Origin of the sequence: Pseudoduganella sp. RAF53_2 (genome assembly GCF_052113985.1) — a bacterium.
Classification (GTDB): Bacteria; Pseudomonadota; Gammaproteobacteria; order Burkholderiales; family Burkholderiaceae_D; genus Rugamonas.
Map to the genome: position 1 here is coordinate 1 of NZ_JBFRDW010000068.1, position 13,991 is coordinate 13,991.

Here is a 13,991-nt window from a genome sequence, read left to right on the forward strand (position 1 = left end):
AGCAGTGGCAGCCCGCCAGGAGCTGTCGCCCGCAGCGGCTTTGACCCGCCCGCACCTGGCCCTGGTCGAAAGGCCCGGTCCCGTGACTGAGCGCAAAGCCCTGTCGTTGGCCCCGATCGAGCGCGTGCGCTCGACCTCTGCGACCCTGCGCCGCATCGAGAACATGCAAAAGCTGATTGGCGAACTGCAGAACCATGAAATGCTGGCGGACGAAATCGCCTGGTTCCTGAAGTTTTCGCCGTCCGGCGCTCGCAAATATATCCGCGACCTGCGCGACGCAGGCGTGATCGAACTGGCTCGTTATATTGAAGGTACCGCCACCTACCTGGGCAAGGCTGTCTACCAGCTGACCCCGGATGCCGAGCGCGTCAAAGCCTTCCTGGCTGCGATCGCCCAGCCGAAGCGCGAAGGTGCGCCGCCACGCAAGGAACGCCCCAGCCTGCGCGAGCAGAGCATGGCCGGCAATGGCCGCCATTTCCATATCCTGGCCGATGATACCCATTACGCCATTCGCGTGAACCGCGGCCCGGTGACCCGCGATCCGCTGGTTGCCGCGCTGTTCGGTGCGCCCGCTTCGCTGCAAAAGGCGCAACCGTAAAGATCGGTGTAAGCTTCCATTGTCGGCATTGAAATGCCGACAGCCAGCCTCATCTGTGGCGGACGAGTTCTGTTATGGACGGCCTTATGGAAGCTTTGATCTGGTTGACTTTGGCGGTGCTGGCTTTGTCGGCGCCGTATTGGTATCCGCGCCTGACCCTGAAGCGGGCGCTGTCCCGGCCTTTGCCGGCTTCCGCCTTGGCTATTCTCGAGCGAAATATTCCCATCTACGGCCGCATGGCCGCGCCGCTGCAGCAGCAGTTGCAGCGTCTGATCCTGCAATTCCTGCACCAGAAAAAGTTCATCGGCTGCGCCGGTCTTGAAGTGACCGAGGAAATGCGCGTCACCATTGCCGCCCAGGCTTGCCTGCTGCTGCTGAACCGTCCCTCCAAAGTCTACCCAGCCCTGCACAGCATCCTGCTGTATCCCGGCGCTTTCATTGCCAATCGTCCGGAGACGGGACCGGGCGGCGTGATCACCGATGCGCGCCAGCAGATGCTGGGCGAATCGTGGAAGGATGGCCGCGTGGTGCTGTCCTGGGACGACGTGCTGCGCAGCTCCTACGACTGGCCGGAAGGACACAACGTCGTGCTGCATGAATTTGCCCATCAGCTGGACAGCGAATCGGGCGCCAATAACGGCGCGCCTTACCTGGGTAGCCAGGACAGCTACCGCAGCTGGTCGCAGGTGCTGTCGCGCGATTTCGATGCGCTGCGCCGCGATGCCTATTTCGGCCGCCACGACAGCGTGCTCGATCATTACGGCGCCACCAGTCCCGCCGAATTCTTTGCCGTCGCCACCGAAACCTTCTTCGGCAAGCCCTGGCAGCTGGCCGAGCGCCACGCCGAGCTGTTTGGCGAGCTGCAGAAATACTACCGTGTCGATCCGCGCGAATGGCTGCCTGCACCGCCGCCGCCGCAACCCGAGCCAGTGATGCTCGCCATGCCCGTCCCGTCGCGCTCCTACGCGTGGGCCAACTGGTAGCAGGCCATGGAGTTTGAAGACTTCGAATTCTTCACCTCCGAATCCCCGCAGCGGGCTACCGAGCCCGCGTCGCCCCTGCAGCGCCTGAAGTACCTGGTCGATAACACGCCGGCCATCATCTACGCCACCGTGCCGTCGGGCGACTTCAAGATGACTTTCGTCAGCAACAATGCCTTCAATGTGCTGGGCTACCGGCCGGAGGACATGCTGGCGGACCCGAACTTCTGGTTCGACCATATTCATCCCGATGACGCGCCCACGATCGTTTCCARCCTGGCCAGCATCTTCACGGAAGGCGAGCGCACCTATGAGTACCGCTTTCGCGCCGCCGATGGCCGTTATCTGTGGATGCACGACCAGCTGCGCCTGATCCGCGACGAAGCCGGTGCGCCGCTGGAGGTGATTGGCTCCCTCACCGACATCACCGCGCAGCGCGAGCTGATCACCCAGCTGCGCGAGGCGCATGAACAGCTGCTGCAAGCGGAGAAGATGGCGTCCATCGGCCAGCTGGCGGCCGGCATCGCGCACGAGATCAATAACCCGGTCGGCTTCGTGAATTCGAATATGGGCACCATGGCCTCCTATGTCGGCACGCTGTTCTCGGTGATCGACGCCTACCAGCAGGCCAGCGCCGACCAGCCGGCGGTGCAGGCGCGCGTGCTGCCAGCGCTGCAGCACGCCGACCTCGATTTCCTGAAGGACGACACACGCGCCCTGGTGCGCGAATCCCTTGACGGCCTGCGCCGCGTGCGCGACATCGTGCAGGCGCTGAAAGACTTTTCCCACGTCGGCGAAACGGAATGGCAGATGGCCAATCTGCACCAGGGCCTCGACAGCACGCTGAACATCGCCCACAACGAGATCAAGTTCAAGGCCACGGTGGAAAAGCATTACGGCCCGCTGCCGCTGGTGCGCTGCCTGGCTTCCCAGCTGAATCAGGTGTTCATGAATTTGCTGATCAATGCGGCGCAAGCCATCAAGGATCACGGCGTCATTCGCATCATTACAGGCACGCGTGAGGGCTGGGTGTGGGTGCGGATTCAGGACAATGGCGTTGGCATCGCGCCCGAAAATCTGAAGCGGATCTTCGTGCCCTTCTTCACCACCAAGCCGGTTGGCAGCGGAACGGGGCTGGGGCTGTCGCTGTCCTATGGCATCGTCAACCGCCACGGCGGACATATCGAAGTGATCTCGGAAGTGGGGAAGGGCACAGCCTTCACTGTGCACCTGCCGGTCAGCCCGCCGGGTGCCGCTGCCTGACCCAGATCGGCAAGCGCGCGCCGCTTTTCTTCTCGAAGTCCTGCACTTGCTGGATCATGCGCGCATCGAGCGTGTGGTCGGCGGCCAGCAGCATCAGACCATCGCGGCTCACCAGGTCGCGCGCCAGCACCATGCCGGGCATCAGCTCGCCGGAAAGAAGCTCCACGCCATTCGGCTCCTCGCCGGCCGGCGTGCCGCCATCGATGATCTGGCGGAAGGCCATCACCACGGCCGGGTCATAGCGCTTGCCGCTGGCGTCTAGAATCAGGGACTTTGCTTCCTCAGCCTTCACATGGCGCTGCACCAGCGCGCCTTGCTGCAGATTGTAGTAATCGGTTGCCAGCGCCAGGATGCGCGCGCCCATGGGAATCGCAAAGCCGATCAGACGGTCCGGATGGCCATTGCCGTCGAAGCGCTCCATCTGCGAGCGCAGAATGGATGCCACACCGTGCAAGTCGTTCAGCGGCATCAGCAGGTGCTCGGCAAACAGGGGATGTTTGCGGTACTGCGCCAGCTTCTCGCCTTGCAGCAGGGTGACGGGCGTCTTCAGCATCTCGTCCGAAAAGCCGATGCGGCCTAGGTCATGCAACAGCGAGGCGATGAACACGTCCTGCACTTCCCTGGCATCGAGCTTGAGCTGAATGGCGATCTTGCGCGCCAGATCGGCCACCTGGCGCGCGTGGCCGGGCAGGCTGCTGCCGCGCATTTCAACGATGCCCGACAGGATCTTGATCGTGGTGAGGAAGTTTTGCTTCAGCTTTTCGTTGGCCGAGACAGCGGCATCGTGGGCCAGCTTGAGTTGACGGGTGCGTGCCTCCACCTTCTGCTCCAGCGAGTGGTTCAGCTCCACCAGCTCCGCGTGCTGACGCCTGGTGAGTGCCTCCAGCTCGTGGCGTTCCAGCGCGTGGCGTACCACCAGCAGGATATCGTTGTCGTCCCAGGGCTTGGTGATGTAGCGGTAGATCTCGCCCTTGTTGATGGCGTCGAGGATGGATTGAATATCCGAATAGCCCGTCAGCAGCAGGCGCACCGTGTCGGGCCAGCGCTCGCGCACCTTGGCGAGAAAGCGCGCGCCGTCCATTTCGGGCATGCGCATGTCCGAGATCACCAGATCCACCGGCTCGCTCTCCAATACCTGCAAACCCTCCGCGCCGCTTTCGGCGGTCAGCACCCGGTAGCCCTTGCCGCGAAACAGGCGGCGCAGCGAGGACAGAATATTCGGCTCATCGTCCACGCACAGCAAGGTGGACGAACTGGCTTCGGCGGCGCTTGGCGCGGCAGAATTCATGGGCGAGTCTCCTGTTCGGGCGGGTGGCGGATCGGCAGCGTGATACGGAAGCAAGTGCCTTTGCCGGGCGTGGAATCCACTTCGATGCGGCCATGGTGTTTCCGGATGATGCCGTAAGCCAGCGAGAGCCCGAGTCCGGTCCCCTTGCCCACGGGCTTGGTGGTAAAGAAGGGATCAAAGATGCGGCCCAGGTTTTCCTGTGCGATGCCGCTGCCGTTGTCGCTGACGGTCAGCCAGACGTTCTCGCCTTCGCGGCCGGTGCACAGCTTGATGCTGCCACGCTGCGCACCAATGGCCTGTGCCGCGTTGACCACCAGGTTCATCACCACCTGATTGAGTTGCAGGGGCAGGCATTCGATGTCGGGCAGGTCGCCGTATTCGCGCACCACTTCGGCGCGGTACTTCACTTCGTTGGCCACGATATTTAGCGTCGAATCGATGCCCTGATGCAGATTGGCCCACACCCAGTCCTGCTGGGTATCAAGGCGCGAAAAGTCCTTCAGGTCCTGGACGATGTGGCGCACGCGCACGATGCCTTCCTTCGATTCCTGCATCAGCGAGGGGATGTCTTCGCGCAGGAAGCCCAGTTCGACCTGGTGCCGCATGGAACGCAGGCGCTCGGCCACTTCCGGCGACGCGATGCTGCCTTCGGCTTGCTGGTAGGCGTCCAGCATGGCGAAGAGATTATCCAGATAGCTTTGCAGGGTGCCGAAGTTGGAAAAGATGTAGCCGATCGGATTGTTGATTTCGTGCGCCACGCCGGCGGCCAGCTGGCCGATGGACGCCATCTTCTCCGACTGCACCAGCTGCTGCTGGGCCTTGCCAAGCTGTTCGTTGAGGTCGGTGAGTTCCACGTTGCGGCGGCGCAGTTCATCTTCGGCCTGCTGGCGCTGGCGGATGTCTTCCTCCAGCTTGGCGTTGAGTTCCGCCAGCTGCGCGGTGCGTTTGAGAACCACATGCTCCAGCGTGTCATGGGCGCGGCGCAATTCGTTTTCCGCCACGCGCCGCTCGGTCACGTCGCGCAGGCTCTGGATGGCGCCCACCAGTTCGCCGTTGGGGCCGCGCAGCGGTGCGGCGGTGAAGTTCAACCAGTGGCCGGCCTCGCCGAGATTAGGGAAGAAGTCTTCCGCCTCGTAAGCGCCGGAAATCAGGGCGGAGTGCTTGTGTTTGCCGCGGTAGTAATCGTCATCCGCCGGATCGACGCCGGAAACGATCAGGTCGGCCAGCAAGGGACGCGGGCGGGCGTAGAACGCTTGCCAGTGCTTCGTTGTGCCGACCATTTCGGCGGTGCTCCAGCCCAGCAAGTGTTCGCAGGCTTTATTCCAGTGCGTCACCACATGGTCGGTGCCGATCACGAAAGTCGCTACCGGATGTCCGTCCAGCAGTTCGGACAAGGCGATGGCCGTTGGCTGCACGGCCGTCTGGAGATCGTCCGGACTTTCGTTATAGAAGCTACTCATGGCAAAGTGGCATCTTATTTGGAATTTTTATTATACGGCTGTCATCGCCAAAAGGGCTGTGTGCGTCCGCGTACAGTGCGCAACGGGTGGGCACGGCAAGCTGGGGGCATTTTTCACTCTGGCAGGAGAGCGATATGAGCAAAATCATCGCAGCCCATCTACAGTTGCAAGACGAAATTGACCGTGCGCGCGAATCGCTGCGCGCGGCCGGATTTGCGGACGATCGCATCAGCAGCTTTTATGTGAACACCCAGGGTCAGCACGCCGTCATCCCTCTCGGCGGCGATCGCGATAATTCCCCCGGCGCCAAGGAAACCCCGGCCGGTGTGGGTGAAGGCGTGGCGGCAGGCGCCGCCATTGGCGCGGCACTGGGCGCGGCGACCATCCCCCTGACCGGCCCGCTTGGTCCGGCGCTGGGGGGACTGGTGGGCGGGCACGTTGGTTCGCTCTACAGTTTCTCCCACATGAAGGATGCGGGAGAGAAAGAGGAGGGCGGCAGCGTCGCCAACCAGGTTGAGCCGCGCAAGGCCGGCATGATGATTGCGGTCGCGGTGGACGACCAGACTGAACAGCAGGCCATCGATATTTTCCGCCAGTTGGGTACGCACCACATCGAGCGCGCAGACGGACACATCGAGAACGGTGACTGGAAGGATTTCGCCGTATTATCGGTTCCGCAGTGGGTGTGAAGTCTGTTGCGGCCCACTAACACTGTCCTGAACTAAAGTAATTGCCGGTAACGAGAGTTGCTACAATAAAGTGAGCATCAGGCGTCATTGAACCGCTTGGACTAGACGCAGATCAACAGCCCTGGAGTGCTGACCAGTACATTATCTGCCAGAAGACTGCATACGCTTTTTTGAAGAGGGAGAGCGTCAATGACACAGGCATGGGTATTGCTCACGCGGCCGGATGGCCGTGATGTATCGGCCCCGACGGAAGCCCAGCTTGCCGCGGCCCTGGCAGAAGTGTATGGCGGCAAAATTGCCGCCCCCGACGGCACGCCCGGTTCGGCGGTGCTCAAGTTCGGTTATGACGATGGCTTGATGTACCAGGTCGAAGTCGCCACGGGCGGCACCGTACGTTTCGAAGAATGGTCGGACCGCGATTGCGAAATTGCGCTGGCCAGCCCGCGCCATATGTCCTGCGGCCAGGACGATGCTTTGCAGTTGTGGAAGCTGCTGGCGCAGCGCCAGGTGGCCAAGATCCGCAGCCTGCCCTGGCTGTCCGAGGATTAATGCGACAGCAGYACCGGTAAGGTCATTGCATCGAGCACGGTGCGCGTGACGCCGCCCAGCAGGGATTCGCGGAAGCGCGAATGTCCGTACGCCCCCATCACCAGCAAATCGCAGCCGCGCTCGCCAGCCAGTGCGAGCAGGTGCTCCCCCACATTGCCGGGACGCTTCAGCAAGCCCTGGCGCTCCGACTGCTGCAGCACCAGTTGCGCGTGAATGCCGTGGCGCTCCAGCCAGGCCTGCACTTCGCTGCCTGGCGGATCGCCATAAATGCCGGGGCGTTCCTCCGCATCGAAAATCGCAATCGTCACGCTCTCTGCGCGCAGCAGCAGGGGCAGGGCGTCGTCCAGCGCACGCGCGGCTTCCTTGCTGGCGTTCCAGGCGGCGAGGATGTGGCGGCCGGGCGCCGGTCCGCCCGCGCTGGCCAGACCGGCCGAATCGACCGCAATAGCGGACGAAGTGCGCGCGCTGTAAGGCAATATCAATACCGGTTTGCCTGAACCGCTCAGCACTTCGGCCGGCACATCAGGGCCGCCGCGCTGCTGGGGCGCGGACTGGCCGATGACGACCAGATCCGCATGGCGGGCCATCAGGCTGATGCCGGCGCCGGGCTCATCGTCCAGCACGCGCTGCTCGAAAGATTGCACGCCAACGTGGCGCAGGCGGGGCGCGAATTCGGCCAGTGCGTGGGCTGCGCGCTCGCGCAGCACGTCGAGATGGCGGACCAGGTTGGGATCTTCTTCATCCACCGTTTCGCCCTGGTACAGGAAGCGTGAAATGCCGGTGGTGGACACGCCGATCACATGCGCGCCCTCCTGCAGCGCAAGTTCGGCCGCCATCAGGATGCGCGCCGCCGAATGGGGCGCCTCATCAGCATGCACGAGAATGGTCTTGTAGCCCATGAGGCCATTATAGGCCGTGCGCCAGAACCGCTGCGCACGCTGGCACAGAACCGCTGCGCACGCTGCCACAGGACCGCGCCCGTGACGCATCATATCGCGCCCGTGACGCATCGTAGGGCGGGTCATTGACCCGCCACCTAGCGGATAGCCTTCTCCAGCCTGGTCTGGCAAGCAATGCACAGACCCGCCTCAGGGCGCGCGTTCAAGCGCGAGAACGGAATCTCCGCGTCGCAGTTCTCACACAGGCCGTAGCTGCCATCCTCGATCTTGGCGAGCGCGTGGCGGATACAACTGAGCTGATTGAGCTTGTGTTCATCAGCCTCCAGTTCCAGCTGATTCAGCGTGCGATTGCTGGCGCTATCGGCCGGCGAGGTTTCGATTTCCTCGACCGCCTGGGCACGCGTGACGATGCCCTCGACGCGGTCGCCGAGCTGGTTCAGCAGCGCGACTTTGCGCTGCTCCAGTGCTGCCTGTAACGACGCAAGCTGTTCTGGCGTCAATCCATTCATGGCGGCCCCCCCGCGGGCAGATTTACTGTTTTAGCGTACTGTCGGTCATGACCATCCAGGGCGCACCGAACTGGTCAGTGACCATGCCGAAGCTGCTGGCCCAAAACGTCTGGCCGAGCGGCATGATGATCCTGCCGCCGCGCGCGAGGGCGTCGAAGATGCGCTGGGTTTCCGCATCCGTGGGCGTGGACAGCATGATGGAAACACCTTGCATGCCGTGATAAGGGACGTGCGGCGGACAATCGGACGCCAGCAGCATATTGCCGCCTACCATCAACGACGCGTGCAGGGTCTTGTCCTTCCAATCCTCGGGCACGTCGGCTTCCGCCGGACTGCCCCGGAAGGGCCGGATCATGAGCTCGGTAGCACCGATATGTTCCCGGTAATACTCGAACGCTTCCCTGCAATTGCCGCCATACGTCAGGTAGGGGGTAAGTTGCGCCATGGTAGGTCTCCGAATTTTGTTGTCCGGAAGACCATTGTATGCCTGCTGCGGAGTTTATGCACTCCTGTCATCATGCAGTGCTGCGAGGTGGGTGCGCAGGTTCTGCAACGGGTCGGCCAGATGCTCGGGGCGCATGGCCACCACTGCAGCGGCCACGCCCAGCAAGTCGGCCGTGATGTCGGCCAGATCCTTCATCACGTCGATGCGGCGGATGGTGAGACGGGTCTTGGCCGCCAGGTCCAGCAGCTCCTGGCGCGTGGCACCCATGCCCTGCAGCGAGACGGTGGCGGCATCGATATACAGGCTGTTGGCCTGCTGGCGCAGCGCGACTTCGTTCTCGAACAGAGCCTGGGCAGCGCCTTGCGACAGCCCGCCCTGCATGGGCTGCTGGCGGCGCAGGGCGCGCATCAGGCGGGAATGCAGTTCGTCGGCGCAGGCGGACAGGCTGTCGGCCAAAGCTTCCAGGTCTTGCGGCAGGCTGGCGGTCAGGCTCATGGACGGGCTCCTTGCAGTGCGGCGGTTGGCGTGCCGGTTTCAATGGCGGGGGCTGCTGGATCGAGGGCGCGATAGAGCGCCAGGTGTCGCTCACGCAGATCATCCACGTGTTTTGCTGCAAGCGTGTGACGCAGGCTGATCAGGCGATATTCGGTGGTTTTTTCCTGCTGGTGGGACTTGGCCAGCGCCGCCAGCAGGCGGTCGTGGGGATCTTCGGCAAAAGGAATTTCCGATTCCAGCATCCCCATCACGATGCGTTCTTCGTTTTCATTATTTTTGCTGAAGTAGCGTAGCAGGGTGTGCATGGCATCCAGCGCATCCTGCAGTGGCTGGTAGCCTTCGCGCAGCAGGGCTTGCACCGCTTTGTCCTGCTCACGCGTGCCCGCTGCGCGCAGCAGGAGCCGCGAAAGCGCGTTGTAGGCGTTGACGTGGCGCTCTTCCAGACCAGTGCCGGGCCAGGCTTTGATGCTGGTGGCCATTGCCTTGTTTTCGGCGCTGAAGTCGTAGCGTCCGTGCGCGGCCAGCTCACCCAGCGCGTGAAGATAGCTGCTGACGGCGTCGTGCAGCGCGATGAAATCGGGATAGGCTTCGTGGCGCTTGATGTCGATCACCCGCTCGCGCGCCTCGGCTTGCGGCGAGAGATAAGGCTGCTCGCGTTTGTAGGTATCGCGGAAGCGCGCGCTGAGATCGACGAAGCCGGCCAGCTTGGGCGCCTGGTCGGCAAAGTCGCGCACCTGATTGAGCCGCGCGTTGCTGGCGCAGCCGCTCAGGGCCAAAAGCAGGGTGAGCAGGACGATGGGACGCATGGCGACCTCCATGACAGAGATCCCATCTTGATCCTGCTGCGGCCGGCGGCGTTTGCGCCAGCGCAAAGATGCGGTTCAGGCCGTGCGTGGCAGCCAGCCCAGGCTGGCTTCAGTGCTGGCCGATGGTATGTACTCGCAACCGATCCAGCCGCCGTAGCCGAGTTCATCGAGCAGGCGGAACAGGTGAGGGTAGTTGATTTCGCCCGTGCCCGGCTCGTGGCGGCCTGGCGTATCAGCCAGCTGCATGTGGCGGATATGCGGCAGGCAGGCGCGGATCGTGTTGCTCAGCTCGCCTTCCATGCGCTGCATGTGATAGATGTCGTATTGCAGGCCGAGATTGGGGCGCGCCGCTTCGGCCAGAATCTCCAGCGCCTGCCGGGAGCCGTTCAGGAAGTAGCCGGGAATATCGTAGCTGTTGATCGGCTCGATCAGCACGTCGATGCCGTGCGGCGCGAACTGATCGGCGGCGTACTGCAGGTTGGCGATGTAGGCTTCCCGTGCGCGTTCGGGCGCGAGGCCGCCAGGCAGGATGCCGGCCATGCAGTGCACGCGCGGGACCTTCAGTTCGGTGGCATATGCCAGCGCGGTGTGAATGCTGGCTTTGAATTCGTCGACGCGGCGCAGATCGCAAGCCATGCCGCGCTCGCCCGCATTCCAGTCGCCGGGCGGCGTGTTGTGCAGCACGAGTTGAAGCTGATGACGTTGCAGGCGCTCGGCGATATCGTCGGCGTCGAAGGCGTAGGGGAAGAGGAATTCAACGGCGTCGAAGCCGGCGTTGCGGGCTGCTGCAAAGCGCTCGATGAAGGGCACTTCGGTGAACAGCATGGACAGATTGGCGGCGAATTTCGGCATGGCTCAGCATGCTACCACGACAGGGCTATGCGCTACGTCGAAGCAAAGAAGAACCCACGGCAGATGCAGGTGTCAGCCACATCGTGGCTGACACCAGGTTTCGGCCGTGGGTGTTGCTTAGCGTCCGCCGGCGCGCGGGCCGTTGCGTGGGCCGCTCGGGCGCGGACCCGCAGGGCGCGGGCCGTTGCGGCGGATGCCGTCCACCGGACCTGCCGCGGAACGCGGTGTGCCGTTGCTGCCGTTGGCCGCGCGCTGGCCGCCGTTGGAGCGCTGGCCACCGTTGCCGCCACTACCATTGGCACGCTGCTGGCCGTTGCCACGTCCACCGCCATTGCCACCGCCGCCGTTCGGGCGTGGATTGCGGTGATGGCCGGTACCGCTGCGCAGCTGGATCGGTTGTGCTTTCGCGTTCGGGTCCGGCTCGAAGCCCGGAATCACTTCGCGTGGCAGCGATTGCTTGATCAGGCGCTCGATATCGCGCAGCATGACGTGCTCGTCCACGCACACCAGCGACACGGCTTCGCCCGTCGCACCAGCGCGGCCGGTGCGGCCGATACGGTGCACATAATCTTCCGGCACATTCGGCAGGTCGTAGTTGACCACGTGCGGCAGCTGGTCGATGTCGATGCCGCGCGCGGCGATATCGGTCGCAACCAGGCACTGCAGGGTGCCGTCCTTGAACTCGGCGAGGGCGCGGGTACGGGCGCTCTGGCTCTTGTTGCCGTGGATGGCCATGGCATTGATGCCGTCCTTGCCCAGCTGCTCGACCAGCTTGTTGGCGCCGTGCTTGGTGCGGGTGAACACCAGCACCTGCGTCCACTTGTGGGTGCGGATCAGGTGGGACAGCATCGGATGCTTCTTGTCGCGGTCGACCGGGTGGATCTTCTGCGCGATGACTTCCACGGTGGAATTGCGGCGTGCGACTTCGATGGTGGCCGGCTTGTCCAGCAGGCCATCGGCCAGCGCCTTGATCTCGTCGGAGAAAGTAGCGGAGAACAGCAGGTTCTGGCGCTTGGCCGGCAGGGCAGCGAGCACTTTGCGGATGTCGCGGATGAAGCCCATGTCCAGCATGCGGTCGGCTTCGTCCAGGATCAGGATCTCGATCTTGTCCAGGTTGACGGTGCCTTGGGCCAGGTGGTCCAGCAGGCGGCCCGGTGTGGCGACCAGGATGTCGACGCCGTGCTTCAGCAGTTTGATCTGTGGATTGATGCTCACGCCGCCGAAGATCACCGCCGAATTCAGGCGGGTGTGCTTGCCGTACATCTTTACGCTTTCCTCGACCTGGGCCGCGAGTTCGCGGGTCGGGGTCAGGATCAGGGCGCGGATCGGTCGTGGCGACGTGTTATTGGTCAGCTTGATGCCGAGAGCGTCGGTGGAGAGGCGGTGCAGCACCGGCAGGGTAAAGCCTGCGGTTTTGCCGGTGCCGGTCTGGGCACCCGCCAGCAGATCGCCACCGTTCAGCACCGCAGGGATCGCCTGCGTCTGAATCGGGGTCGGCGCCGTGTAGCCGGTTTCGGTCACGGCACGGACGATCGCCTCGGACAAACCAAGTTGGGAAAAGGACATAGTTAATTCTTAAAAATGGATGTATTGCCGAGTGGCAACTCATCAGTCAGTATAGCAGCAATCTGGGAATAATTGACGTGCGGAAACAACAGAAAATGGGGACGTAACACATTTTCAAGTTAAATGTGTTACGTCCCCATTTTCTGAAACCCAGGGCGAACCCCAGGTGGCAGGCACATCGTGCCTGCCACCGGTCTTTGCCGTGGGTTCTTAAATCAGGCGAATTCGGCCAGCAGAGGCACCATCTGGCCAAAGACTTTCGGGCTGGCGGCGATGATGTGGCCGGTATTCATATAGTTGGACTCGCCATTGAACTCGCCGGCGATGCCGCCAGCTTCCGTTACCAGCAGGGCGCCGGCGGCGATATCCCAAGGTTTCAGGTTCTTCTCGTAGTAGCCGTCCAGGCGGCCGCATGCCACGTAGGCCAGGTCCAGCGACGCGGCGCCGGCACGGCGGATGCCGTGCGAACGCTCAGCCATGATGGTGAACATCTTGGCGAATTCGGCGATGGCGGCCGGGCTGCCTGGCTTGTAGCCCGAAGCCAGCAGGGCGCCGCTGATGCGGTCCAGCTTGTTCACGCGGATGCGCTTTTCGTTCAGGTAGGCGCCGGCGCCCTTGGTGGCGGTGAACAGGTCGTTGTGCACAGGATCGTAGACGACGGCCTGGGTCACCACGCCTTTTTGCTGCAGGGCGATGGAGATGGCGTACTGAGGGAAGCCGTGCATGAAGTTGGTGGTGCCGTCCAGTGGATCGATGATCCACACAAACTCACTCTCGTCGTTCACAGTGCCCGTGATGCCGGATTCTTCGGCGAAGATGGCGTGGCCCGGATACGCACCCAGCAGCACTTCGATAATGGCCTGCTCGGCGGCCTGATCAACGTCGGTAACGAAATCGTTATGTTGCTTTTCCGTTACGTTGACGCGGTCCAGGTCGAAAGAGGCGCGGTTGATGACGGCGGCGCCACGGCGCGCGGCCTTGATGGCCGTATTGAGCATTGGGTGCATACTAGCTTCCGTAAAATAGGCAATACCGCCCGCGGCAGCGCTTCGCGCTTCCGGCGACGGTTTGTGAACAAGAGTGAGAAAGAACGGTGCGCCGCTGGGAGAGGTACAATTGCCGCCCCGTTTGCCAACGCAGAATTCCGCTATTTTAAATGAAGCTGACCGAATCCGCACCTTCCCTGTTTTCCCGGCTGCGCGTCGTGCTGGTGGAAACCAGCCGTCCCGGCAATATCGGTTCGGTGGCGCGGGCCATGAAAACCATGGGCTTTTCGGAACTGGTGCTGGTCAATCCACGCTTCGAAGGCGCGCTGCAGCACGAGGAAGCGGTGGCTTTTGCCAGCGGGGCGCAGGATATCCTGGCATCGGCGCGCATTGTGGAATCGATGGCGGAGGCGCTGGATGGCATCAACTTCGCCGCAGCGGTTTCGGCGCGCTTGCGCGAGTTCTCGCCGCCGGTGCAGTCGCCGCGCGAGGTGGGCGAGCATGTTGCGGCGGATGAGTCATTGCGTGCCGCGCTGATCTTCGGCAACGAACGCTTCGGTCTGCCCAACGACATCGTGCAGCAGGCCAATGTGCTGGTGAATATTC

16 protein-coding genes are annotated in these 13,991 nt (G+C 62.9%); 6 read left to right on the plus strand and 10 right to left on the minus strand.

Features of this window, described 5'->3' with window-relative positions; translation table 11 throughout:
* The first annotated feature begins 4 nt into the window (after positions 1-4).
* The 3 genes from AB4Z11_RS06470 (at position 5) to AB4Z11_RS06480 (ending at position 2,841) form a co-directional block, all read left to right on the plus strand.
* Positions 5-598 carry a winged helix-turn-helix domain-containing protein gene (locus AB4Z11_RS06470; RefSeq protein ID WP_442023613.1) on the plus strand — a complete coding sequence of 198 codons (594 nt, stop codon included), beginning with the start codon at positions 5-7 and terminating at the stop codon, positions 596-598.
* A gap of 86 nt (positions 599-684) precedes the next feature.
* Positions 685-1,581 carry a zinc-dependent peptidase gene (locus AB4Z11_RS06475; RefSeq protein ID WP_442023586.1) on the plus strand — a complete coding sequence of 299 codons (897 nt, stop codon included), beginning with the start codon at positions 685-687 and terminating at the stop codon, positions 1,579-1,581.
* Positions 1,582-1,587: 6 nt separating this feature from the next.
* Complete coding sequence (locus AB4Z11_RS06480) at positions 1,588-2,841, plus strand: ATP-binding protein (RefSeq protein WP_442023588.1); 1,254 nt, start codon at positions 1,588-1,590, stop codon at positions 2,839-2,841.
* On the opposite strand, the gene AB4Z11_RS06485 is transcribed toward AB4Z11_RS06480, so the two are convergent.
* On the minus strand, positions 2,816-4,129 hold the full coding sequence (locus AB4Z11_RS06485; RefSeq protein WP_442023590.1) for an HD domain-containing phosphohydrolase: 1,314 nt from the start codon (positions 4,127-4,129) through the stop codon (positions 2,816-2,818). The genes AB4Z11_RS06480 and AB4Z11_RS06485 overlap by 26 nt on opposite strands.
* Positions 4,126-5,589, minus strand: a complete 1,464-nt coding sequence (locus tag AB4Z11_RS06490) for an ATP-binding protein (RefSeq protein ID WP_442023592.1) — start codon at positions 5,587-5,589, stop codon at positions 4,126-4,128. The genes AB4Z11_RS06485 and AB4Z11_RS06490 overlap by 4 nt, the downstream gene beginning before the upstream one ends.
* 134 nt (positions 5,590-5,723) lie before the next feature.
* On the opposite strand from AB4Z11_RS06490, the gene AB4Z11_RS06495 reads away from it, so the two are divergent.
* Together AB4Z11_RS06495 and AB4Z11_RS06500 are read left to right on the plus strand one after the other, a co-directional pair.
* Positions 5,724-6,278, plus strand: a complete 555-nt coding sequence (locus AB4Z11_RS06495) for a hypothetical protein (RefSeq protein WP_442023594.1) — start codon at positions 5,724-5,726, stop codon at positions 6,276-6,278.
* Between the two features lie 189 nt (positions 6,279-6,467).
* A complete protein-coding gene (locus tag AB4Z11_RS06500; protein ID WP_442023596.1) occupies positions 6,468-6,827 on the plus strand; it encodes a hypothetical protein in 360 nt (119 codons plus the stop codon).
* Here AB4Z11_RS06500 and AB4Z11_RS06505 read toward each other — a convergent pair.
* The 8 genes from AB4Z11_RS06505 to AB4Z11_RS06540 form a co-directional block, all read right to left on the minus strand.
* Positions 6,824-7,852 carry a universal stress protein gene (locus tag AB4Z11_RS06505; RefSeq protein WP_442023598.1) on the minus strand — a complete coding sequence of 343 codons (1,029 nt, stop codon included), beginning with the start codon at positions 7,850-7,852 and terminating at the stop codon, positions 6,824-6,826. The two genes, AB4Z11_RS06500 and AB4Z11_RS06505, sit on opposite strands and share 4 nt — an antisense overlap.
* Positions 7,853-7,863: 11 nt before the next feature.
* Complete coding sequence (locus AB4Z11_RS06510; RefSeq protein ID WP_442023600.1) at positions 7,864-8,235, minus strand: TraR/DksA family transcriptional regulator; 372 nt, start codon at positions 8,233-8,235, stop codon at positions 7,864-7,866.
* 22 nt (positions 8,236-8,257) lie between these two features.
* Positions 8,258-8,680: a VOC family protein gene (locus AB4Z11_RS06515; protein ID WP_442023602.1), complete on the minus strand. Its 423-nt coding sequence runs from the start codon at positions 8,678-8,680 to the stop codon at positions 8,258-8,260.
* A gap of 54 nt (positions 8,681-8,734) precedes the next feature.
* Complete coding sequence (locus AB4Z11_RS06520; protein ID WP_442023604.1) at positions 8,735-9,175, minus strand: hypothetical protein; 441 nt, start codon at positions 9,173-9,175, stop codon at positions 8,735-8,737.
* Entirely contained in the window at positions 9,172-9,981 is an 810-nt protein-coding gene (locus AB4Z11_RS06525; RefSeq protein WP_442023606.1) for a hypothetical protein, read from the minus strand. The genes AB4Z11_RS06520 and AB4Z11_RS06525 overlap by 4 nt, the downstream gene beginning before the upstream one ends.
* Before the next feature lie 75 nt (positions 9,982-10,056).
* Entirely contained in the window at positions 10,057-10,833 is a 777-nt protein-coding gene (gene otnI, locus AB4Z11_RS06530) for a 2-oxo-tetronate isomerase (protein ID WP_442023608.1), read from the minus strand.
* Between the two features lie 117 nt (positions 10,834-10,950).
* On the minus strand, positions 10,951-12,399 hold the full coding sequence (locus tag AB4Z11_RS06535; RefSeq protein ID WP_442023610.1) for a DEAD/DEAH box helicase: 1,449 nt from the start codon (positions 12,397-12,399) through the stop codon (positions 10,951-10,953).
* A gap of 215 nt (positions 12,400-12,614) precedes the next feature.
* On the minus strand, positions 12,615-13,397 hold the full coding sequence (locus AB4Z11_RS06540; protein WP_442023615.1) for an inositol monophosphatase family protein: 783 nt from the start codon (positions 13,395-13,397) through the stop codon (positions 12,615-12,617).
* A gap of 158 nt (positions 13,398-13,555) precedes the next feature.
* Here AB4Z11_RS06540 and AB4Z11_RS06545 point away from each other — a divergent pair.
* Positions 13,556-13,991: RNA methyltransferase (locus AB4Z11_RS06545; protein WP_442023611.1), on the plus strand; the 436-nt coding region annotated here is incomplete at its 3' end.

Excerpts from the sequence above, each read along its gene's own strand:
- AB4Z11_RS06475 (WP_442023586.1), top strand. The coding sequence starts at position 685 with ATGGAAGCTTTGATCTGGTTGACTTTGGCGGTGCTGGCTTTGTCGGCG.
- AB4Z11_RS06485 (WP_442023590.1), bottom strand. The coding sequence starts at position 4,129 with ATGAATTCTGCCGCGCCAAGCGCCGCCGAAGCCAGTTCGTCCACCTTG.
- AB4Z11_RS06490 (WP_442023592.1), bottom strand. The coding sequence starts at position 5,589 with ATGAGTAGCTTCTATAACGAAAGTCCGGACGATCTCCAGACGGCCGTG.
- AB4Z11_RS06495 (WP_442023594.1), top strand. The coding sequence starts at position 5,724 with ATGAGCAAAATCATCGCAGCCCATCTACAGTTGCAAGACGAAATTGAC.
- AB4Z11_RS06500 (WP_442023596.1), top strand. The coding sequence starts at position 6,468 with ATGACACAGGCATGGGTATTGCTCACGCGGCCGGATGGCCGTGATGTA.
- AB4Z11_RS06510 (WP_442023600.1), bottom strand. The coding sequence starts at position 8,235 with ATGAATGGATTGACGCCAGAACAGCTTGCGTCGTTACAGGCAGCACTG.
- AB4Z11_RS06515 (WP_442023602.1), bottom strand. The coding sequence starts at position 8,680 with ATGGCGCAACTTACCCCCTACCTGACGTATGGCGGCAATTGCAGGGAA.
- AB4Z11_RS06520 (WP_442023604.1), bottom strand. The coding sequence starts at position 9,175 with ATGAGCCTGACCGCCAGCCTGCCGCAAGACCTGGAAGCTTTGGCCGAC.
- AB4Z11_RS06525 (WP_442023606.1), bottom strand. The coding sequence starts at position 9,981 with ATGCGTCCCATCGTCCTGCTCACCCTGCTTTTGGCCCTGAGCGGCTGC.
- otnI (WP_442023608.1), bottom strand. The coding sequence starts at position 10,833 with ATGCCGAAATTCGCCGCCAATCTGTCCATGCTGTTCACCGAAGTGCCC.
- AB4Z11_RS06535 (WP_442023610.1), bottom strand. The coding sequence starts at position 12,399 with ATGTCCTTTTCCCAACTTGGTTTGTCCGAGGCGATCGTCCGTGCCGTG.
- AB4Z11_RS06540 (WP_442023615.1), bottom strand. The coding sequence starts at position 13,397 with ATGCTCAATACGGCCATCAAGGCCGCGCGCCGTGGCGCCGCCGTCATC.